20 protein-coding genes and 3 pseudogenes are annotated in these 21466 nt (G+C 27.8%); 21 read left to right on the forward strand and 2 right to left on the reverse strand.

Annotated elements, in window-relative coordinates; all coding sequences use genetic code 11:
* Positions 1 to 172 precede the first annotated feature (172 nt).
* Positions 173 to 1504 (reverse strand): S-layer homology domain-containing protein, encoded by a 1332-nt coding sequence (locus tag DJ007_RS02555; RefSeq protein ID WP_129408188.1) that lies wholly within the window; start codon positions 1502 to 1504, stop codon positions 173 to 175.
* Between the two features lie 211 nt (positions 1505 to 1715).
* On the opposite strand from DJ007_RS02555, the pseudogene aspS reads away from it, so the two are divergent.
* The 4 genes and pseudogenes from aspS to DJ007_RS16865 form a co-directional block, all read left to right on the forward strand.
* Positions 1716 to 3473, forward strand: a pseudogene (gene aspS, locus DJ007_RS02560) (aspartate--tRNA ligase).
* A gap of 12 nt (positions 3474 to 3485) precedes the next feature.
* Positions 3486 to 4151 (forward strand): (d)CMP kinase, encoded by a 666-nt coding sequence (gene cmk / locus DJ007_RS02565; protein WP_129408189.1) that lies wholly within the window; start codon positions 3486 to 3488, stop codon positions 4149 to 4151.
* Between the two features lie 5 nt (positions 4152 to 4156).
* The gene (gene ispH, locus DJ007_RS02570) at positions 4157 to 4999 is read left to right on the forward strand and encodes a 4-hydroxy-3-methylbut-2-enyl diphosphate reductase (RefSeq protein WP_165973962.1); all 843 of its coding nucleotides are present in this window, start codon (positions 4157 to 4159) and stop codon (positions 4997 to 4999) included.
* A 94-nt stretch (positions 5000 to 5093) separates the two neighbouring features.
* A pseudogene (locus tag DJ007_RS16865) lies at positions 5094 to 5189 on the forward strand (hypothetical protein); the annotation flags it as partial.
* Here the strand turns inward: DJ007_RS16865 and DJ007_RS16870 are convergent.
* Positions 5159 to 5401, reverse strand: coding sequence for a hypothetical protein (locus DJ007_RS16870; RefSeq protein WP_240739170.1), 243 nt, complete (start codon positions 5399 to 5401; stop codon positions 5159 to 5161). The pseudogene DJ007_RS16865 and the gene DJ007_RS16870 sit on opposite strands and share 31 nt — an antisense overlap.
* Between DJ007_RS16870 and DJ007_RS02575 the strand changes: the two genes are divergently transcribed.
* From DJ007_RS02575 to acpP, 17 genes and pseudogenes are all read left to right on the forward strand, one after another.
* On the forward strand, positions 5400 to 6239 hold the full coding sequence (locus DJ007_RS02575; RefSeq protein WP_240739171.1) for a S1 RNA-binding domain-containing protein: 840 nt from the start codon (positions 5400 to 5402) through the stop codon (positions 6237 to 6239). The two genes, DJ007_RS16870 and DJ007_RS02575, sit on opposite strands and share 2 nt — an antisense overlap.
* On the forward strand, positions 6230 to 6553 hold the full coding sequence (locus tag DJ007_RS02580; protein WP_129408191.1) for a S1 RNA-binding domain-containing protein: 324 nt from the start codon (positions 6230 to 6232) through the stop codon (positions 6551 to 6553). Before DJ007_RS02575 ends, DJ007_RS02580 begins: the two co-directional genes overlap by 10 nt.
* Positions 6554 to 6567: 14 nt before the next feature.
* Positions 6568 to 7895: pseudogene (gene der / locus DJ007_RS19835) on the forward strand (ribosome biogenesis GTPase Der).
* Positions 7896 to 7899: 4 nt separating this feature from the next.
* Positions 7900 to 8508 (forward strand): glycerol-3-phosphate 1-O-acyltransferase PlsY, encoded by a 609-nt coding sequence (gene plsY, locus DJ007_RS02590; protein ID WP_240739173.1) that lies wholly within the window; start codon positions 7900 to 7902, stop codon positions 8506 to 8508.
* On the forward strand, positions 8505 to 10250 hold the full coding sequence (locus DJ007_RS02595) for a ligand-binding sensor domain-containing protein (protein WP_129408192.1): 1746 nt from the start codon (positions 8505 to 8507) through the stop codon (positions 10248 to 10250). Before plsY ends, DJ007_RS02595 begins: the two co-directional genes overlap by 4 nt.
* Positions 10240 to 10695 carry a tetratricopeptide repeat protein gene (locus DJ007_RS02600; protein WP_165973963.1) on the forward strand — a complete coding sequence of 152 codons (456 nt, stop codon included), beginning with the start codon at positions 10240 to 10242 and terminating at the stop codon, positions 10693 to 10695. Before DJ007_RS02595 ends, DJ007_RS02600 begins: the two co-directional genes overlap by 11 nt.
* A 12-nt stretch (positions 10696 to 10707) precedes the next feature.
* Complete coding sequence (locus DJ007_RS02605) at positions 10708 to 14202, forward strand: polysaccharide biosynthesis/export family protein (protein WP_129408194.1); 3495 nt, start codon at positions 10708 to 10710, stop codon at positions 14200 to 14202.
* A 48-nt stretch (positions 14203 to 14250) separates the two neighbouring features.
* A complete protein-coding gene (hslU, locus tag DJ007_RS02610) occupies positions 14251 to 15642 on the forward strand; it encodes an ATP-dependent protease ATPase subunit HslU (protein ID WP_129408195.1) in 1392 nt (463 codons plus the stop codon).
* 10 nt (positions 15643 to 15652) lie between these two features.
* Positions 15653 to 16336 (forward strand): response regulator, encoded by a 684-nt coding sequence (locus DJ007_RS02615; protein ID WP_129408196.1) that lies wholly within the window; start codon positions 15653 to 15655, stop codon positions 16334 to 16336.
* Positions 16326 to 16763, forward strand: coding sequence for an NAD(P)-binding protein (locus tag DJ007_RS02620; RefSeq protein ID WP_129408197.1), 438 nt, complete (start codon positions 16326 to 16328; stop codon positions 16761 to 16763). The genes DJ007_RS02615 and DJ007_RS02620 overlap by 11 nt, the downstream gene beginning before the upstream one ends.
* Entirely contained in the window at positions 16753 to 17436 is a 684-nt protein-coding gene (locus DJ007_RS02625) for a potassium channel family protein (protein WP_129408198.1), read from the forward strand. The genes DJ007_RS02620 and DJ007_RS02625 overlap by 11 nt, the downstream gene beginning before the upstream one ends.
* Before the next feature lie 4 nt (positions 17437 to 17440).
* A complete protein-coding gene (locus DJ007_RS16885; protein ID WP_240739174.1) occupies positions 17441 to 18025 on the forward strand; it encodes a hypothetical protein in 585 nt (194 codons plus the stop codon).
* Positions 18016 to 18348 (forward strand): potassium transporter TrkG, encoded by a 333-nt coding sequence (locus DJ007_RS16890; RefSeq protein WP_240739175.1) that lies wholly within the window; start codon positions 18016 to 18018, stop codon positions 18346 to 18348. Before DJ007_RS16885 ends, DJ007_RS16890 begins: the two co-directional genes overlap by 10 nt.
* On the forward strand, positions 18345 to 18941 hold the full coding sequence (locus DJ007_RS16895; RefSeq protein ID WP_240739176.1) for a potassium transporter TrkG: 597 nt from the start codon (positions 18345 to 18347) through the stop codon (positions 18939 to 18941). Before DJ007_RS16890 ends, DJ007_RS16895 begins: the two co-directional genes overlap by 4 nt.
* Positions 18942 to 18951: 10 nt before the next feature.
* Positions 18952 to 20217 (forward strand): histidine--tRNA ligase, encoded by a 1266-nt coding sequence (hisS, locus tag DJ007_RS02635; protein WP_129408199.1) that lies wholly within the window; start codon positions 18952 to 18954, stop codon positions 20215 to 20217.
* A 4-nt stretch (positions 20218 to 20221) separates the two neighbouring features.
* Complete coding sequence (locus DJ007_RS02640) at positions 20222 to 21064, forward strand: hypothetical protein (RefSeq protein WP_129408200.1); 843 nt, start codon at positions 20222 to 20224, stop codon at positions 21062 to 21064.
* 120 nt (positions 21065 to 21184) lie between these two features.
* On the forward strand, positions 21185 to 21439 hold the full coding sequence (gene acpP / locus DJ007_RS02645) for an acyl carrier protein (RefSeq protein WP_129408201.1): 255 nt from the start codon (positions 21185 to 21187) through the stop codon (positions 21437 to 21439).
* Positions 21440 to 21466: the final 27 nt, after the last annotated feature.

Here is a 21466-nt window from a genome sequence, read left to right on the forward strand (position 1 = left end):
GCTCTGAATTTGTTTAATTCTTCTTTACTTCATCATTATTTTTGTATTCATTAAATTTTTCTTTCCAGCTAAATTTCTTTTTCATAACTTCACCACCTTATTCGAATATCAATTATATTATAACATAAAAAAATGGTGGCATAAAGCCACCACAATATTTTTGATTGAATGATTAATATTTAGAAGGATTTATAAAGTATATTGCTACACCAGCTACACCTAACACTATACCTAACCAGCTTAAAATATTTGCTTGATTTGCAGTTTTTTCAATTTTATCTACTCTTGCTTTATCAACTATAGAATCTGACGTTGCGTATTTCTCTAATTGTGTTTCTAAATCTGATTTTGTTACATAATTTCCAAGTTTAGCATCTACATCAGCTGCTACTGCATATTTGCTTAAATCAGTTTTTAATGCATAATTTTTCAATGCAGCATTTAAATCACCTAATGTTGCATACTGTTTTAAATCTGCAAATGTTGGATATTCTTTTAAAACATCTTTTGTTACATAATTATCAAATTTTAATCCTAATTCTTTTATTTTCTCTGAATTTGTATCTACGGAAACTTTCACACTTTCAATATTTGCACTTAATTCATCAATTTTTGCCATATTTCCTTTTAATGTTGTTAATTCTGTTTCAACTGATGCAACTCTGCTTGCTAAAGAATCGATATTTAAATTTTCTAAGTCTGATAATTTTGCGTAATCTTTTAAATACTCTGCTACTTTAGTATCAATAGCTGTATTTACTGAATCCATATCTGCTTTTGAAGCTAATTTTGATTCAAAAGTAGATATTTCTGATTTTACAGAATCTAAATCAATCGCACTTACTTTTGTTTCTAAATCTGCTAATTTATTTGCTAAAACGCCTATAGATTCTATTGCTGCTTTATTAGAAGCAACATCTTTTTTTAACGCTTCTAAATCAGCTGATAATGATTTTAATGCATTTAATTCATTTTCTAAAGATGAAATTTTTTGTTCAAATGTTTTGTTTGATTCTAATGCGGCTACTTTCTTTTCAACGTTATCAATTTTTGAACTTAAAAAACTGATAACATCGTATGCACTTTTTAATTCATTTATTGATGCTTCTAATTCGTTAATTTTATTATCTAAAGAAGTTGTGTCAATGTTTGCCATTGCATTTTTTATCATTGCATTTACTTCATCTTTTGATAATCCTTTTGATTGTTTGGATATTTGTTGAACCTGTTTGTCTAGTGCAACTACTTTTTCAGCTAATGTTGCAAATAATTGCTGTTCTACATATTTTAGTGCTCTGTCTAAAGCTACTGTAAGTTGATATCTATTTACCTGAGATAATCCCTGATATGTTCCATCTGGGAATCCTTCAATAATTCCTAATGAAGATAATCTTTCAATTGAATCGAATGCCCAGTGATTAACAGGAACATCCTTATAAGTTGTTGCTGCGAATGAAAACACAGCTAAAGCTAATACCATTAAAATGATTAAAAGCTTTTTCATCCTAACACCTCCAAAAAATTTTTATTATTCTCATACTCTCAGTACTATTTTACCACAAAATTCAAAAAAAATGGTAAAATAAATTGGTATTTTTAGACACATTTTTATGATATACTTAAATAAACTTTTTCAAAATATAGATGATACTAATTTTATTTTCTATATTATTATAACAAATTCCTTAAAAATATATAAATCTGGAGGTGTTCAAATGCGTTTAAAAAGAACTCATAAATGCGGTGAATTGAATAGTAAAAATATTGGAGAAACCATTATATTAAACGGATGGGTGGAGAGAATAAGAGATTTAGGTGGTATTAAGTTTGGATTATTAAGAGATAGATATGGAAAAGTGCAATTTGTCATTGATCCAGAAAATAAAGAAATATATGATATTGCTAAAGAAATTGGCAATGAATACGTTATTGCAATAAAAGGTATTGTTAGAAAAAGACCTGAAAAAGCTATTAATAAAAATATGAAAACTGGAGAAATAGAAATTCTTGTTAATGATTTAGAAATATTATCAGAATCTGAAACACCACCAATTTATGTTAATAAAGATGAAGAAATTTCAGAAAATTTAAGACTAAAATATAGATATCTTGATTTGAGAAAAGATAAAATGAAAAACAATTTATTATTGAGGCATAAAGCTTTACAAATAACCAGACAATATTTTTCTGAAAATGATTTTATGGAAATAGAAACTCCTTATTTAACTAAAAGCACTCCCGAAGGTGCAAGAGATTTCCTTGTTCCATCAAGATTAAAACCTGGTTCGTTCTATGCTTTGCCACAATCTCCACAATTATTCAAACAATTGTTAATGGTTTCAGGTTTTGATAGATATTTCCAAATTGCAAGATGTTTTAGAGATGAAGATTTCAGAGCAGATAGACAACCTGAGTTTTCTCAAATCGATTTTGAAATGTCATTTGTTGAAATGGATGATATTTTAACATTGACAGAAGGTTTATTAAAAAAATTATTTAAAGAATTGGTAAATTACGAATTAGAACTTCCTCTGAGAAGGTTTACATATGATGAAGTTATGGATAAATATGGTTCTGATAAACCAGATACAAGATATGGTCTGGAAATTCAAGACTTTACAGATAGATTTGAAAACACAGGAGCTACTTTTATTAAAAATGCAATTGAAAACGGAAATAAAGTTAGAGGTATTGTGTTAGAAAATAAAGCGGATAAATTTTCAAGAAAAAGGATCGATGAATATACAGAATTTGCAAAGTCAGTTGGTGCCGGCGGATTAATATGGGTAAAAAATGAAAAAGGCAATATTAAATCCTCTATTAAAAAAATTGCAGAACCGGAATTAAAAAATTGGTTGAAGACAATATTATTAAAGAAAATGATATTGCATTCATCTTGGTTGGAAAAAGAGATGAAATTAATAAAATCCTGGTCATATTAGAGTTAAGTTAATTAGAGAAGAGATGAATAAAAAGACGGTTTTGATGTTTTATGGATTGTAGACTTCCCAATGTTTGCATGGGATGATGAAGAAAATAGATTAGTTGCAGAACATCACCCTTTTACAATGCCGAAATTGGATGAATTTGAAAAGTACGCAGATTCTGATCCTTTAAAAATAAGAGCTCAATGTTATGATCTTGTAATTAATGGTTATGAAATGGCAAGCGGAAGTATCAGAGTTCACAGAAAGGATTTACAAAACAAAATATTTGAATTAATTGGTTTAAGTGAAAAAGAAATAAATGAAAAATTCGGATTTTTAATTGAAGCATTTAAATATGGACCGCCGCCACACGGAGGTGCAGCAATTGGGTTTGATAGATTAATAGCTATTATGGCTGGTGAAGACTCAATAAAAGAAGTAATTGCATTTCCAAAAACAGCAAGCGGTTCTGATCCAATGACAGAAGCACCATCAGCTGTTTCTGAAAAACAATTAAAAGAATTAAAGATTAAATTGGATCTTTAAGGAGGATAAAAAATGAATTATTTCAAAGTTGCTATTGACGGACCTGCCGGCTCCGGAAAGAGTACTATTGCAAAAAAAATTGCCGATATATTCAATCTATATTATTTAGATAGCGGGGCATTATATAGAGCTTTTGGTTATTACTTGAAAAAAAATAATTTTGATTTAAATAATGAAAATGATATAATAAATGCGTTGAAAACTTTTGACATAAAAATTATAGATGGAAGTTATTATCTTTTTGACGAAAAATTAGATTTTCAAATTAGAACGCCAGAAATTGGGAAAGCTGCTTCAATAGTCGCGAAAAATCCTCATGTGAGGGAAAAAGTAAATCAAATTTTAAGGAATATTGCAAAAAAACATGGTGTTGTTATCGATGGCAGGGATATTGGAACCGTTGTATTACCTGATGCAGAAGTAAAAATATTTTTAACTGCTTCTATTCGAGAAAGGGCCGAAAGGCGCTATAAAGAATTAATAGAAAAAGGGAAAAATGTAAAATTAGAAGATATTTTAAAAGATATTGAAAAAAGGGATAAAGCAGATTCCACAAGAAAAATTGCACCTTTAAAACCAGCCGATGATGCAATTATAGTGGATACAACAGGAAAAAACATTGAAACTGTTGTAAATGAAATAAAAAATATTATATTAAATAAAATAAATGTGGAGTGAATTGTGTGGAAATAAGATTGGCTTCAAAAATTGGTTTTTGTTATGGAGTGGAAAGAGCTTATGAAAAAGCTTTAGAATTAGCTAAAGATAATAAAAAAGTATATATTTTTGGAGACCTTGTTCATAATAACGAAGTAAAGAAAGAACTTATGTCCAAAGATATTAATTTCTTTTATTCTTTAAAGGAATTACCTCAAGATTCAAAAGAATCTATATGCATAATACGTGCACACGGCATTCCAAAAAAAGACAAAAAATTTTTAAATGAGCATTTTTATAAAACAATAGATTTAACATGCCCTATTGTAGAAAAAGTGTTTAATTATGCTCGTGAAATGCAACAAAAAGGATATTTTATTGTTGCTTATGGGAAAAAAGAACATGCTGAAATGATTGGTTTAAAAGGCAATATAGATGAAAATAAGATTGAAATTATAAAAGAACCAATTCCTTTTAAGCACAATAAAATTTGTATTATCACACAAACAACTATGGATTATCATAATTTTAAAAATTTTGCTTCTAATATTGCACAAATATCAGAATATAATGAATTAATTATAAAAGATACAATTTGTTATGAAACAAAAATAAGAGAAAATGAAGCAAAGGATATTGCAATTTGGGCAGAATTTGTTATAATAATAGGAGGAAAACATAGTTCAAACACGAGAAAACTTTATGAAATATCTAAAAAATATAATGAAAATTCTATTCATATAGACTCAGTTAGTGAATTAAAAGAGATAAATTTATCCAAGTTTGAAAAAATAGGTATCTTAACGGGTACTTCTACACCAAATAAATCTATCAATGAAGTTATTGAATTTTTAAGGAGGGGTTTTTGATGGTTGGAGATAAAAGTGAATTTGAAAAACTTTTAAGCGAGGAAACAGAATTTCAAATAAAAAAGGGGATATAATTAACGGCGAAATTATTTCAATTAGTTCCGATGGTTTATTTGTTTCAGCGGAAGGAAAACCTTTTGATGTATATGTTGGAAAAGATTATTTATTAAATAACATTAAAGAATACAAATTAGGAGATAAAATAACTGTTAAATTATTAAAAATCAACGAAGCTGAAGGACAGGCTTTTGGTTCTGAAAAAGCTGCAAAAAGAGATGCTATTATCGATGAAATAGTAGAAGGAAAAATTGTTAAAGGTAAAATTATCGAAAAAGTTGCAAAAGGATATATTGTTGAATTAGAAAATGTTATCAATGCTTTTTTACCTGGTTCTTTATCCATGTTAAATCCTCATTCTGATTTTCCAAGAGAGGAAATGGACTTTCTTGTATTAAAAAATGAAAAAAGAAGAAAAAGAATTAATATCGTTGTTTCAAGAAAGGGCTTAGTCGAGAAATATGTTGAAGAATTTTTTAACAATCATCATTTAAACATGATTGTTGAAGGTAAAATAAGTGGTATAAAAGAATTCGGATTATTTGTTAATTTGAATCCTTACGTGACCGCTTTAGCTCCAAAAAGTGAATTATCCTGGGACAAAAAATTTGATCACACAAAAGTTTATAATATCGGTGATAAAATAAAAGGTGTTATTGTAAAGCTTGATAAAGAAAACAAAAAAGTTTCAATTTCAGTTAAAAGATTGAAAAATGATCCTTGGGAAGAAGTTGAAAAAAAATTCCCTGTTGACTCAGTTGTTACTGGTGAAGTTGTAGATATTTTCCCCTTTGGATTCGCCATTAAATTAGATGAAGGTATTGAAGGTCTTGTACACGAATCAGAAATATTCTGGACAGGAAAAGGCAGGATTGAAGATATTGTTAAGGTTGGTGATCTTGTTAAAGTTAAGGTCATTTCTATTGATAAAGATAGAAAGAAAATTACATTAAGTTATAAACAGGTATTAGGTGATCCATGGGAAAATATTGAGGAAAAAATCAATGAAGGGGATATCGTTGATGGTCAGGTTGAAAAACTTTTACCAAACGGAATTATTGTAAAGTTAGGTAATAATTTAACAGGATTTTCTCATGTCTCAGAATTATCATGGAATTTCGTGGATAATGTTGAAGATTTATTTAATGAAGGGATAAAGTTAAAGTTAAAGTATTGCATATAGATAAAGAAAATCGAAAAATCAAATTAAGTGTAAAACAAACAAAGGAAAATCCATGGAAAAGAGTATCAAATGAATTAAAAACAGGCGATAAAATTAATGGTAAGGTTTTAAAATATGTTGGAAAAGGTGCTGTAATACTTGTTGATGATTATGAAGTAGAAGCATTTATACCTAAATCAAAAATTGATTTAAGTGAAAATGAAAGTATAGAAAGTGTTTTGAAAATTGGAAGCAGTGTAGAAGGTGAAATTCTTTCTATTGAATTTGAAAATGAAGAACAAAAAGGAAGTATGGTTGTAAGCTTATTAAAATAATAGAGGTGAAATAAATGAAACCAGTTGTGCTAATAATTGGAAAACCAAATGTAGGTAAATCAACTTTATTTAATAGGTTGATTAAAGAAAAAAAAGCTATTGTAATGGATTATCCAGGAGTTACCAGAGATCAAATATTTAGTGAGGCACGCTACGATGGGCGTGCCTTCACCTTAGTTGACACATGCGGTATTTTTGAGGAACCTGCGAATGAACTGGAAGAAGCTGCAAAGAATAAAGTTTTGGAATCCTTAGATGATTCTGATTTAATACTATTTATTGTTGATGGAAGAAATGGATTAACCGCAGAAGATCATTATCTGGCAAATGTTTTGAGAAAGGTTAAAAATAAAGTTTTGCTTGTTGCAAATAAGGTGGAATCATATGATAAATTTGAGATCAATATTTTACCTGAACTTTATACTCTTGGTTTGGGGATCCTATTCCAATTTCCGCAGAACATAATAAAAATCTGGATGAGTTAATTGATGAAATATTTGAGAAAATTCCCCATTATGATGCGAAAGATGAAAATCACGAAGACGTAATACGAGTTGCTTTAATTGGAAGAGCTAATGCTGGAAAGTCCTCTTTGTTTAATGTTATTACCGGTATTGAAAGAGCTATTGTCTCAGATGTTCCTGGAACAACAAGAGACAGTATAGATGAATTGGTGGAAATAAATGGACAAAAATATTTATTTATTGATACAGCAGGTTTAAAAAGAAAATCAAAAACAAAATATGGTAGCGTTGAGATGTATAGCACTGTTAGAACTATTAGAGCTATTGAAAATTCCGATGTTGTAGTTCTACTTATAGATGCGGTTGAGGGTATTACTCAGCAGGATAAAAAGGTGGTTGGAACAGCTGAAAATAGAGGAAAAGCTACTGTAATAGCATTCAACAAATGGGATCTTGTTAAATATCATGATAAAAGAATAGAAGAATATTTAACTTTATTTGAAAAAGAGTTATATTTTGTAAATTACAGCCCTGTTATTTTTACTTCTGCTGCAAAACATTGGGGAATTGAAAAATTGATGGATGCCATTGATACTGCATATAAATCTTATACAAGAAGAATTCCTACAAGTGCATTAAATGCAGCATTAGAAAGATTTATGATGGTATCTCCACCACCTGTTAGAAAAGGAAAGCGCATAAAAATTTATTATGGAACACAGGTTGATATAAAACCACCTGTATTCACATTTTTCAGTAATATGCCACATCAAATTCCTAAATCATATCAAAGAGCTATACAAAACATGATCAGAAGATATATTGATCCATTTATTGGTTCTCCGATATTTATAAAATTTAAAAACAGAAGTAAATAACGAGGTGATTATATTGACAGCTTTTCTATGGATATTATTCGGCTATTTATGTGGTTCCATACCATTTAGCTTTATCATTGCACGACTTAAAGGAATTGATATTACCAAAGTTGGAAGTGGAAATGTTGGTGGTACCAATGTATTGAGAAGTGCAGGTGCTTTTTACGGCGTTTTAAGTATGGTGTTGGATCTCTTAAAATCATTTATACCAACCTATCTGGCTTTAAAATTCAGTGGAAATATCGCGTATTTTGTGGCCTTTTTTTCTGTAATTGGTCACATTTATCCGATATGGTTAAAATTTAAAGGTGGTAAAGGTGTGGCCTCAACTGTTGGAACTTATTTTGCATTGAATCCAGCTTTAGCTTTAATTTTTTACTTATTATGGCTCCCTTTAACTCTAACAACAAAATATGTATCCCTGGCCTCTATTTCAACATTATCAATAATAGGGATATTAAGCTTTATTTACTCACCAAAACTCGGAATATTAAATATACTTTTAGCTTTATTAAGCATTTATAAACATAAACCTAATATAGAAAGATTATTAAATAAAACTGAAAGGAAAACTGACATAGTAGAAATATTCAAAAAATCATTTAAAAAATGAAAAGACTATTAATCGTATTCATATTATTATGTTCTTTAGCTTTTTCACAAACTTTAACAGAAAGCGAAAAAATGGCTCGAAAATTGTTCTCAGAGAGCCTAAATGATTTTTTTTCTGGAAAAAAATATGAAGCACGTTTGAAATTAGAAGAAGCTATGACAAATCAAATTTATTTAAAGGATGTTCCATATTTCTGGTATTATGCCGCAAAACTTGATCTTTTATTAGGAAATGTGGAAAAAGCTAAAGAGGATTTGAACAATATTTTGTTCTTTTCCCCATCAAACAGCGAAGCTATTTCTCTTCTAAATTTTATTAAATCTTTAAATAATATAGAAAAAAAAAGTTCTCCACAATTAAAAATTAAAGAACTTAAAAGAATTGAAAATATTATAAATGCTAATGAAAAATTTTTTACTGCTAATGATTTTATTGTAGTAGATTCTTTTGTATATTTATTGGACATACAGAATAAATTAATCTATTACACAAATCTGGATAATTCATATGAAAACTGGATAAAATTCTCAACTGCTATTGGTAAGGATTTTATACCTTTTAAATTATATTATGACAATAGAACCGATTATTTTTATGTTTCTGGAAATACAGGACTTTATGTGATAAAAGATTTTTCAAAACAAAAAAACTTTTATTTTCAAAAATTAAATGATTATAGTAATCTTTTACTAATAACCGTAGATAGAATAGGTAGATTATGGACTTATTATGCACAGAACAACAATATTTTAATTTTTGATTATAATGGAAAACTTCTAGAAAAGATATCTTTAAATAATAAATATATCATAACTTCGGGTAGCTACAGCAATAATAACATAAGTTTATTAGATATCAAAAATAAACAAATAATTATTTATTCTACTATTTCAAAAAAAATTATAGAAATTATTCCTCTAAAAAATAAACATTATCCTTTAAAAATTATTTCTCTTCCATACAATATTTATTTAATTTCTTTTATGAATGATGGAACTTATTTATTTCAAAATAATAAATTCACCAGGTTATTTGATTTCCCATATTTAATGAATTATAAGAATGGTATATTGCTAAAATTTAACTATAAAAAATATGAATTAATAATAGATCGTGTTGACTTCATATCTGATGCTGTACCATACTATGTATTTTTATATGGAATTGATTTTAATATTCCAAACATGACATTAAATTTAAAAATAAGTACTATTGCACCTGAAAGTAACTTAATAGACTTTATTGATAAGAAAATTTATATTACTGATTCTGAAGGAAGATATGCATTTACTTATAAGAAAAAACTTGAAACGCCTTATTTTTATAAGTTTGATAATATGGAACACTTGTTTTTAGAAATGTTGCCTCTCTTAAAAAATGATTCTATCATTATTTTAAATGATGAAGAAAATTCTAATTTTGAAAAATACATTAATATAAAAAACATTACCCCTTTTATATTTACCAATATGTCTTTATATGTAATAACAAGTAATAATGTTAGTGAAAAGGTTAGAAAACTCATAAATTTAACTGGTGGATGTGTTGTTCCAAAAGATTATCTCAATGTCTTTGAAAATTACATAAATAACAATAAAAAAATAATACAAAACATTACTTATAAAATCTTTCCTCCTATTGCACCGGGCATTAGACCAGTAAAGATTTATTTACAAATAGATAGTAAAATAATAAATGATACTATGTATTATTATTCGGAAGGTGTTGGAATTGCAGAATAAAAGTGCTTATTATTTGAAATTAGGAAATAAATATTTAGGTTTAAATAATGTAGAATTAGCGATAAAAAACTACCTGTTAGCTTTAAATGAAGATTCAGAAAATCCGCTTATATACCATAATCTTGGAGTGTGTTATTTATTAAAAAATGATTCAAAATCTGCTCTGGAATATTTTAAAAAGTGTATAGAATCTGGATTTAAAACCGAAGAAACATATTATTATTATTTAAAAACATTGTTTGACTGTGGAAATTATAATGAATGTCTAAAGATCGAGGTCAATGAAAAATTTTTTATTGATATGAGTTTAATTAAGATAAAAGCCGCTATGAAAATAAACAAATATGATTATGCAAAAAATATAGTAGAAAATCTGAAAATAAACGGTTTTTCAAGTCAGGAATTAAATTTGATGGAAAAAATAATTAATTTAAAAAACATATAGGAGGTCTTAGTCGTGAAGTCGAAAACATCTATTTTTTTAATTATTTTATTTGGGATTTCTCTTTTTGCAAATTATACAATTAGAACGGGAGATGTATTGGGATTATGGGTTTTTGGATACCCTGAATATTCTAACCAAAAAATATTAGTAGGGCCTGATGGACAAATTACTGTGCCACCAATTGGGAGGTTAAATGCTTATGGTAAGACGATAGAAACACTTGAAAAGGAAATTAAAGAAAAAATAAGTACATATATAAAATCTCCAAATGTTACCTTAGGAATAGTTAATTATGCACCTTTTGAAATACAAATTATTGGTAATGTAAAAAAATCTGGTATTATACAATTACCAAAACCTGAATTAACATTAACTAAAATTATTTCGCTAAGTGGTGGTTTTGCTGAACCATGGAAAAGCACTTATGCTATTGTAAAGTATCCAAATGGTAAAGAGGAAAAATATGACATTACCAATCTATTTAAAGGTTTATTGTTGGAAAAGGACCCTGTAATACCCGAAAATTCAACTATAGTTATCCCTTTTGAATATAACACAAATATTACTGTTTATACTGATTTTGGAATAAAAAATATACCTTATTTTAATGGAATTACCTTAAAGGATATTGTATCTAATTCTAATATTAATCCTCAAAATTTTGAAAGCTCTATTATTGTATTAAGAAATAATAAAATCTTAAATTTTTCTTTTGAGGATTTAAAAGATAATAAAAATATACTTCTTGAAAAAGGAGATACTGTTATATTCAATAAATTAGAAAAATATGTTTATGTTTTTGGTTTAAATAAAGGTGGAAAAATTGTATTTGAAAAAGATGAACCATTTACATTAAAAACATTGATGGCAAAATTAGGTGTTGAACCAAAATATATAACTTACACTATTTATGATAGGGAAAAAGGAAAACTGGACAATGTTAAAGAAAATTTTGAATTAAAGGTTGGAGAAATTGTCGAATTCGAGTCTATAGAAAATTATGTTTACGTTAGTTCAAACGTAGGTGGTGGCAAAATTCTATTTGATGTAAAAGAAAATTTCGACTTAAACACATTAATGGGAAAAATGGGTATTGACAAAAATGATTATACTATTGAAGTATTTAACCCAGAAACTGGCTTAACAGTTGATGCGACACAAAATTTTTCTTTTGTTAAAGGTATGATAGTAAAATTTACTCCTATAGAGAGATATGTTTATGTTGCAAATAAGGGTAAAATATTATTTTCTAAAACTGAAACTTTTGATCTTGATACTTTAATTGGTAAATTGGGTATTGATAAAGGAATGTCTAAAATTAAAATTTTTGACCCTGATTCCAAAGAAACTTTTGTTGCTGATAAGAATATTCCTTTGAAAAATAATATGTATATCGATATTCTTCCTGTAGAAAAATTTGTTTATGTTGCAAATAAAGGTAAAATTTTGTTCTCTAAAACTGAAACTTTTGATCTTGATACTTTAATTGGTAAATTGGGTATTGATAAAGGAATGTCTGAAATTAAGATTTTTGACCCTGATTCCAAAGAAACTTTTGTTGCTGATAAGAATATTCCTTTGAAAAATAATATGTATATCGATATTCTTCCTGTAGAAAAATTTGTTTATGTTGCAAATAAAGGTAAAATATTGTTCTCTAAAACTGAGACCTTTGATCTTGATACTTTAATTGGTAAATTGGGTATTGATAAAGGAATGTCTGAAATTAAGATTTTTGACCCTGATTCCAAAGAAACTTTTATTGCTGATAAGAATATTCCTTTGAAAAATAATATGTATATTGATATTATCCCTATTGAAAAATTTGTTTATGTTGTAAATAAAGGTAAAATATTGTTCTCTAAAACTGAGACTTTTGATCTTGATACTTTAATTGGTAAATTGGGTATTGATAAGGAAATGTCTGAAATTAAGATTTTTGACCCTGACTCCAAAGAAACTTTTGTTTCTGATAAGAATATTCCTTTGAAAAATAATATGTATATTGATATTATCCCTATTGAAAAATTTGTTTATGTTGTTGGTGATGTTTCAAAAACTATTTATTTTGATAAAAAAGAAAATATTGATAAAAAAACTATTTTAGCTAAGCTCGGTCTCACAAACGATAAAGTTGAAAGTTTCGAATACGATAAATTAGAACCTGGTAGTATTATAAAAATCAAAATTAAAAAGAATTATGTTTATACTTCAGGTGCTTTTAATTACACTGGAAGATTGGATTTTGATATATCAGAACCAATTACTTTATCAGCTATTATTTCAAAAGCAAGAGGATTTAACAATGAATTTAACGGAGAATTAATACTTGTTAATAACAATACAACAAAAACACTTACTATAGAAGAAAATAAAGTATATAATGATATTATCGAACCTGGAACTATGATTATGGCAAAAACTTCCAGAAGAGATGTATATATTTTGGGCGACGGCGTAGTAAATGGTGTTTATACTGCAAAGCTTAATGATTCTTTGTGGAATGTTTTATTAAGAGCAGGTTATGTGCCTTCAGATAAATATGAAATTGAAGTTAAGTATAATAAAAACATCAAAAAATATGATGGAGTAGAAGCAGAACAAACACTCAATAAAATGCCTATTTCTGGTGAAGTTTATGTAAATGTAAGAAAAGTCAAAAACGATAATGTTTTAATTTATAAAAATGGTTCTGTTAAAGTTATTACACCCAAGGCAAAAGATTATGTCACTCTTATAGATATATTTAGCAGCGTTAATGGTTTTTCACCTTCTAATGAAGGTACAATTATGGTATATAATAATAAAAAGAAAATCGCTGAATATAATTCAACAGATGTTATTAATAATCCTTTAGCAAAAATTCCTCAGGGATCATATGTAAACTTTATTCTAGATGTAAACTTAAATTATATTACAGTTTTAGGTAATACTTCACCAAGGAGTATAAAAACAGAAATACCAGTACCTCTAACAGAAATACTTGGTCAATTATCCATTGATTGGAAAACTCAAAAATATATCAATTTATACAAATCAGATGGAAAATTTGTAGAAATAGACTTAGATAAGGTAAAAGATTTAAATACTATATTAATAGATCCTGGAACTGTTGTATATGTTCCAACAACACATAATCAATTTGTTTATATTTTTGGTGAAGTATTGCATCCTGGCATGATTCCATATACAAAAGGATTGAATGTTATAGAAGCTTTATTTAAGGCTGGGGTAAATACACAAACTGCAGAATTATCAAATGTATTTTTATTTACTGATGGACCTAATCAGCCACCAATTGTATTAAATTTAAAAGATTTCTATAATGGCGGTAATGTTCCTGATAGTATGAATAAATTACTGGAACCTGGAAATATTATTTATATTCCAAAAAATATATTAACAAATGTTGTTAGTGTTATGAGTACAGTAAGCAATTTTATGAGTTTCTTCAATACTGGATATACTACTTACAACAATATTAACAATATCATTACTGGAAAATGATAAAAATCCCCGTCCGGGGATTTAAACCTTTAATCGGAGGTGGTATTAATGGCAGAATTGACCCCCAAAGAAATTGTGAAAGAATTAGATAAATATATTATAGGTCAAAATGAAGCAAAAAAAGCAGTCGCAGTTGCACTAAGAAATAGGTATAGAAGACTTAAATTACCAGAAGAAATTAAAAAAGAAATAATGCCAAAAAACATATTGATGATTGGTCCTACTGGCGTTGGTAAAACAGAAATTGCAAGAAGATTAGCTCAAATTGCTAACGCTCCTTTTATAAAAGTTGAAGCTACGAGGTTTACTGAAGTGGGATATGTTGGAAAAAATGTTGAATCAATGATAAGGGAACTTGTAGATGTATCTATAAATATGGTAAGAAACGAAATGATGAAAGATGTTGAAGAAAAAGCTGAAGAAATGGTTGAAGAAAGAATTCTTGACGCTTTGATGGGTGTAAAAAAGAATAAACAGCCATCTGCTGGTAATTTTATGGAGCTATTAAATATGTTTGGTCAAAATCAACCTAAAAAAGAAGAACCTGTTCAGAACACAAATGATTATCAGAGAAGAATTGAATTAAAGCAAAAATTAAAAAACAAGGAATTAGAAAATATTGAAATAGAGATCGAAGTTGAAGAATCTCCAGCACCTATGTTTGCTGGATTAGGACCTGAATTTGAGGATATGGGAATACAAATTGGTGAAATGTTTTCAAATATGATGCCTAAAAAAACTGTAAAAAGAAAAATGAAAATCAAAGATGCAAGAAAGGTTCTACTGCCTATGGAAGCAGAAAAGTTGATTGATAAAGATAAAATGATTCAAGAAGCTATAGATAGAGCACAAAATAGAGGAATAATATTTATTGATGAAATGGATAAAATAGCAGCTAAATCTGGAGGCTCAGGTCCTGATGTTTCTCGCGAAGGGGTTCAAAGAGATCTATTGCCTATAGTGGAGGGAACTACTGTTGTAACAAAACATGGACCTATAAAAACAGATTACATGCTATTTATAGCAGCAGGCGCTTTTCATGTAGCAAAACCATCTGATTTGATCCCTGAAATGCAGGGAAGATTTCCAATTAGAGTTGAATTAGATGCTTTAACAGAAAAAGACTTTGTTAGGATTTTAGTTGAACCAGAAAATGCTGTTACAAAACAATATAAAGCTTTATTAGAAACAGATGGTGTGAAATTAGTATTTACAGAAGAAGGAATTAGTGAAATTGCAAATATCGCATTTAATCTAAATGAAAAAATAGAAAATATTGGTGCCAGAAGATTATATACCGTGGTTGAAAAGGTTCTTGAAGAAGTATCTTTTGAAGCTCCACTTGGCTCAGAGGTAGAAATACAGATAACTAAAGAATACGTAAAACAGAGAATTGGGACCCTTGCAGAAAATAAAGATTTAAGTGAATTTGTCCTTTAGGAGGATTTTTATGCATAAAATATTGATTATTGAAGATTCGCCTGAAATAGTAATTTTATATGAAAAAATGATTAATAATTATCTTCAAAACATTGATCATATCAATACAATTCTTTATACAACACATGAATTAAAAGATTTTTTAAACAATGAAGAGAATTTTAAAGAAAGATTTTCACTAATATTGAGTGAAATAGAGCTTCATGGTGAAAATATAACAGAGTATCTGGAAGTACTAAAAACATATCAACCAAAAACTCCTTTATATATTGTAAGTAATAAAATGAATTTAAACTCCATTAGAACCATTTTTAAAATTGGAGCAACTGATTGGATAGAAAAACCTATTGTTCCTGAAGAATTTTCTATTATGCTTGCTGAATCTGTATTTAAAGGTGAGACATTTGAAAGTAGATATAGAAAATTAAAAAATGAATTAGAAACGTTTTCTGAAAATAATAATCTTGAATTTTTCATTTTAGAGGATAAAATAAGCAAATTAATATTTGACAATCCCAATAGATATGAAGGACATCTTTTACTGGGTTATTTGTACTGGAAAAAATTAAAGAATCTAACTTTATTAAAAAAACATTATAACGCCGCATTGGCTCTTGCTGAAGGAACTATTAAAGATAAAGAGTTGCAAAGTATTATTGCAAAAATTCTGGAGGCTCATAAAAATGAAAAATAAAATAAAATATATAATAATAATTGGTTGTGGAAGACTTGGTTCCGAATTAGCTCGACGTTTTTCAAAAGACCATAACGTAATCGTTGTAGATAAATTACCAGAAGCATTAGAACGTTTAAAAAAATATAATTTTACAGGATTTTCCATGGTCGTAGATAGTTCGGATATTGCCATTTTAGAACAGGTAAAAGCTGAAAAAGCAGATTTGATATATATTGTAACCCCTGATGATAATTTGAATTTTATGCTTGCTAATGCCTGTAATACATTTTATAAATCAAAAAATTCTGATCTTGAAATAATAGCAAGGGTTAATGATCCGCATAAAAAAAGTCTTTTTGAAAAGGCAGGTTTAAATATTTTCTGCCCAATAGAACATGCTGTTGACGAATTAGTTGGAAACGAAGGTGTAAAAAGTGAAAAATAAAATATTTTATATTGTAGAAGGAGAAAACATTGCATATTCAATTGTACGAAATCTATTATATCAGGGACATTATGTGTATTATATTTCGTCCAATCAAAAAACAATAAATAGAATACTATCCTTAAAAGCATATTATTCTAATTTAGAAGGAATATTACATGATCCCACTGAAATAACTTTTTTAGAAAGTTTGGATATGGCTCCTAATAGGATAGGTGGAGTTATTTCTTTATCAAGTGATGATGCGTTAAATTTTGTTGTTTCATGGCTTGTAAAACAGTTATATGAAGATATCCGTGTAATTTCTCTTGTCAATTATCCAGAAAATGAAAAATTATTTTTAAAAAATCATATTGAAACTGTAAGTATAACAAATTGGATTGAAAAATTAATTGAGGCTTCTATAGAATATCAAACAAATTTAAGTTTTTTCAATCCATACGCTGATAAATTAGCTATTATTGAAGTTAGAATAAAAAAGCAGGATTATGCTGCAAACAAGAAATTAAAAGATTTACGAATGCCAGAAAATTCAATTGTTAGCATGTTAATAAGAAAAGAAGAAATTTTTGTTCCTCAGGGAAATACAGAAATACTTCCCGGAGATAAATTGGTTATTTTTTCACTAAAAGACAAAGTTCCACAGGTGAAACTCAAACTTTTGAAAGGATGAAAACATGCCAAAATATCTTTCTAATTTAAAATATCGTTATAAATTAGTTTTTAAAAATACAGGATTAATGCTTGTAGCTTTTGGCATTGGATTAATAATATTTGGAGCTTTCTCAATCTTTTTTAAAGATTTTAGTTCGTTTTATAGTTTTTTGGAATCAGGCTTAATAAGTATATTTACCGGTGTTTTTTTTATTTTATTGAGCTGGAATGTTAAAAATTATGCTATAAATATTCAAGATGCTATCGTTATTATATTTTTAGTATGGACATTATCTATCTTTTTCTCCGCATTGCCATTTGTATTTTCTGGTATTTTAAATATTCATCAGGCAATTTTTGAATCAACCAGCGGATGGACAACTACTGGTTTAACGCTTGTTGATGTTACAAAAATACCAAAAATATTCTTATTATGGAGAAGTTTAATGCAATATTTTGGTGGTGCCGGGTTTGCTTTAATTATGGTTATTGCAACTGGTGCATTAGGTGTGGGGTTGTATCAGGCTGAAGGTAGAACGGACAATGTTGTTCCAAATTTAAGGGATTCAGCAAAAATTATTTTTGGAATCTATTTTTCATGGCTTTAATAGGAATTCTACTTTTAAAATTCGTTGCAGGTTTATCATTATTCGATGCTTTTAATCATACATTAACTGCTTTAGCTACAGGTGGTTTTTCTACTAAAATAAATAGCGTTGGTGAATTTAATAATATTAATGCAGAAATTATTATTATGGCATTAATGATTGCAGGTGGTACGGGCTTTGGAGTACACTATGCAGCTTTAAAAAGAAGAGATTTATTTAAAAAAAATCCAGAACCTAAAACCATGTTTTTTATATTAATAATATCAATTCCTTTAATATTATTTTTTACAACAAAAACTTTATATGGTTTTTGGGTGGTTTGAGGCACTCTGCATTCCAGGCTATTTCTGCCTTAACTGGAACTGGTTTTTCTACTGTTTCCTTTGACAACTGGAATAATTTTGGTCTTTTAATTATGACTATATTGATGATATTGGGCGGTATGATGGATTCAACATCAGGTGGTTTGAAACTTTTTAGAGTCTTTGTTATATGGAAAATCATTATCCATCAAATAAAAAATTATTTTAAACCAGAAGGAAGTATTTTTCATATTGAAGTATATAAAGGCATTTCAAAAAAGAAAATATCTTATGATACATTAAAAGATGTAATTGCTGTTGTATTCATGTATTTTTTAATCTATACTATAGGTGTTTTAGTTTTATTATCTTATGGATATTCGATGGAAGATTCTATGTTTGAATACGCTTCTGCACTATCTGCAGTTGGTTTATCAGTGGGAATAACAACACCTAATTCTCCTTTAGGTGTAATCTGGATTGAAACATTGGGAATGTATCTGGGAAGACTTGAATTTTTTGTAATATTCTTTGCTGTCATAAAAATATTTAGAGATATAAAAGATATTATACAAATAAAAATTTCAAACTTTAGAGGAGGTGAACCCTTTTAAAGGGTAATATATGGGTCAGTATAAGAAATTTAAAGGAACACAAGATATTTTTGGTGAAGAATCAAAATACTGGTATTTTATTGAAAAAAAATCTAGAGAAACATTTTTAAAATATGGCTTTAAAGAAATAAAAACTCCAATAATAGAACCAACTGAATTGTTTAAAAGAAGCGTTGGTGAGAATACTGATATTGTTCAAAAAGAAATGTATACTTTTGAAGATAAAGGAGGGCGCTCTGTTACATTAAGACCCGAAGGAACTGCTTCAGTTGTGAGAGCTTATGTGGAAAATTCTATGATTAATCTAGGATCTCCTATAAAACTCTATTATATTGGTCCAATGTTTAGATATGAAAAGCCTCAAGCTGGTAGATTAAGACAGTTCCATCAAGTTGGTATCGAAATTTTTGGAACAGATACCCCCATTTCCGACGCAGAAACCATTATTCTGGCAGATGAATTATTAAAATCTTTTGGACTAAAAAATTATAAAATAAAGATTAATAGTATAGGGTGTGAAAAATGCCGCCCTAAATACAGAGAAGCATTAAAAAAATATTATAAACCCCTACTTCCAAATATGTGTCACGACTGTCAAAAACGATATGAAACAAATATTATGAGGTTACTCGATTGTAAAATTGATAAGGAATACGCTAAAGAAGCTCCTATTATTCTTGACCATTTATGTGATGATTGTAAAACACATTTTAATAAAGTTATTAATTATCTTGATTCATTGGAAATAAAGTATGAAATTGATTCAAGGATTGTTCGAGGATTGGATTATTATTCAAAAACAGCTTTTGAAATTGAACATACGGATTTAGGAGCACAATCTGTCATATTGGGTGGTGGAAGATACAATTCTTTAGTAGAAGAAATTGGTGGAAAAGAAACTCCTGCTATAGGCTTTGGAATGGGTATAGAAAGGATTATTCTTGCATTAAAAAAGGAAAATGTAGAAATTGATAACCCAGAAAAAATTGATGTATATATTGCCTATGCTGGAGAAAATACCGATATAGAAGCATTAAAACTGTCCAAAATGTTAAAAAATGAAGGATTAAAAGTATTTTTAAACCTATCAGAAAGAAGCATTAGAAATCAAATGAAACATGCAAATAAAGTTAATGCTCATTTTGTCGCAATAATTGGTGAGAATGAATTAAAAACAGATACTGTAACTATTAAAAATATGACTACTGGTGAACAGTTTGAAGTTGAAAAATTCTGGGTACCTCAAATTTTAAAAGAAAAATCTTTATTGGAGTGATTAAATGGTTTTTTTAAATCCTTTTATTGTGATTATAGGAATGATTATGTATATCATACCTTATTTATGGCCATTAAGCTTTGCAATCACTATGTTTATATACCATATTTTATTAAAAAACAGAGATGAACATATAAAAAGATTAAAAGCATTATTTAAATTAAAGGATATTGATCTATCTCCCTTGAGTAAGTTTAAAGAAGAAAATTCTTTAAAAATGCTTTTTGGATATCTTATTTCTTTTACGGGTTTTTCACTAATTTTTATAAAAATCTCAAATCAATTGGAAAAGGTATATAGCCAGATATCTTCTATTGAAGAATTACAAAATTTAGAGTATGCTTTACCAAAATTTGATTCGTTTTTATTTTTCTTGTTTCTATTTTTCATCTGGTTTACTTATACACGTTTAATAAACAAAATAATAAAAGATCAATTTTATGTTCAAAACATTGAAATTCAAAAAAATTTAATTGATAAACCAATTTTAAAATATCGTGATTCTAACTTTGTTATGTTTCTTAGAATAATAACCTTTAACTTATATGAATGGTTTTTACTTATTTCCTTGATAAAAGAAACCAATTCTTTATATATTGCCGATAAAACCTATAAAAATATTGAGGAAGCTACTACAAAAGAAAAATACGAAAAAATGCAAAAAAAAGAAACTTTTTTTGAGTTACCTGCTCCTGATAAATTTAATACAAAAGAAGAATTTTTAAGTTATGTATATTCAGAATTATCAAAATTAGATACTGTTACCAGATTAAAAAAGATAGATGAAATGCTTCAAAAAAAGCTATTAACGAAAGAGGATGTAGAAAAAATCAAAAAACTATTCTAATTTTTACAAAAAGTACACAAAACTTTTACTTGACAACTTGCTAAAATATTAATATAATAATACCGATTTTATTATCTAATGTAATGGCTGTCTTGTGAAATCTAATAGGGAGGTATTAATATGACAAGAGACGAACTTTTTGAAAAAGTAAAAGAAATTATTGTAGAAACATTAAACGTTGAAGAAGAAGATGTTACTCTCGATGCATCATTTACAGACGATTTAGATGCTGATTCTTTAGAACTCGTTGATTTAACAATGGCTTTTGAATCCGAACTTGGTGTAACTATAGAAGATGAAGAGTTAGAAAACATCAAAACTGTTGAAGATGTTATAAATTCGTTGGCTGAAAAATTAAATATAGAAGAAGAATAATGACCTTTATAAGGGAAGCTTTCGCTT

It is taken from the genome of Marinitoga lauensis, from assembly GCF_004135675.1.
Taxonomy (GTDB): domain Bacteria; phylum Thermotogota; class Thermotogae; order Petrotogales; family Petrotogaceae; genus Marinitoga; species Marinitoga lauensis.

Coding starts and splice junctions, on each gene's coding strand:
- DJ007_RS02555 (WP_129408188.1), bottom strand. CDS start 1,504: ATGAAAAAGCTTTTAATCATTTTAATGGTATTAGCTTTAGCTGTGTTT.
- hisS (WP_129408199.1), top strand. CDS start 18,952: ATGGGTCAGTATAAGAAATTTAAAGGAACACAAGATATTTTTGGTGAA.
- DJ007_RS16885 (WP_240739174.1), top strand. CDS start 17,441: ATGCCAAAATATCTTTCTAATTTAAAATATCGTTATAAATTAGTTTTT.
- DJ007_RS02575 (WP_240739171.1), top strand. CDS start 5,400: ATGTTAAATCCTCATTCTGATTTTCCAAGAGAGGAAATGGACTTTCTT.
- DJ007_RS02640 (WP_129408200.1), top strand. CDS start 20,222: ATGGTTTTTTTAAATCCTTTTATTGTGATTATAGGAATGATTATGTAT.
- hslU (WP_129408195.1), top strand. CDS start 14,251: ATGGCAGAATTGACCCCCAAAGAAATTGTGAAAGAATTAGATAAATAT.
- cmk (WP_129408189.1), top strand. CDS start 3,486: ATGAATTATTTCAAAGTTGCTATTGACGGACCTGCCGGCTCCGGAAAG.
- acpP (WP_129408201.1), top strand. CDS start 21,185: ATGACAAGAGACGAACTTTTTGAAAAAGTAAAAGAAATTATTGTAGAA.
- DJ007_RS02615 (WP_129408196.1), top strand. CDS start 15,653: ATGCATAAAATATTGATTATTGAAGATTCGCCTGAAATAGTAATTTTA.
- DJ007_RS16890 (WP_240739175.1), top strand. CDS start 18,016: ATGGCTTTAATAGGAATTCTACTTTTAAAATTCGTTGCAGGTTTATCA.
- DJ007_RS16870 (WP_240739170.1), bottom strand. CDS start 5,401: ATGGATAAAGAACCAGGTAAAAAAGCATTGATAACATTTTCTAATTCA.
- DJ007_RS02620 (WP_129408197.1), top strand. CDS start 16,326: ATGAAAAATAAAATAAAATATATAATAATAATTGGTTGTGGAAGACTT.
- DJ007_RS02595 (WP_129408192.1), top strand. CDS start 8,505: ATGAAAAGACTATTAATCGTATTCATATTATTATGTTCTTTAGCTTTT.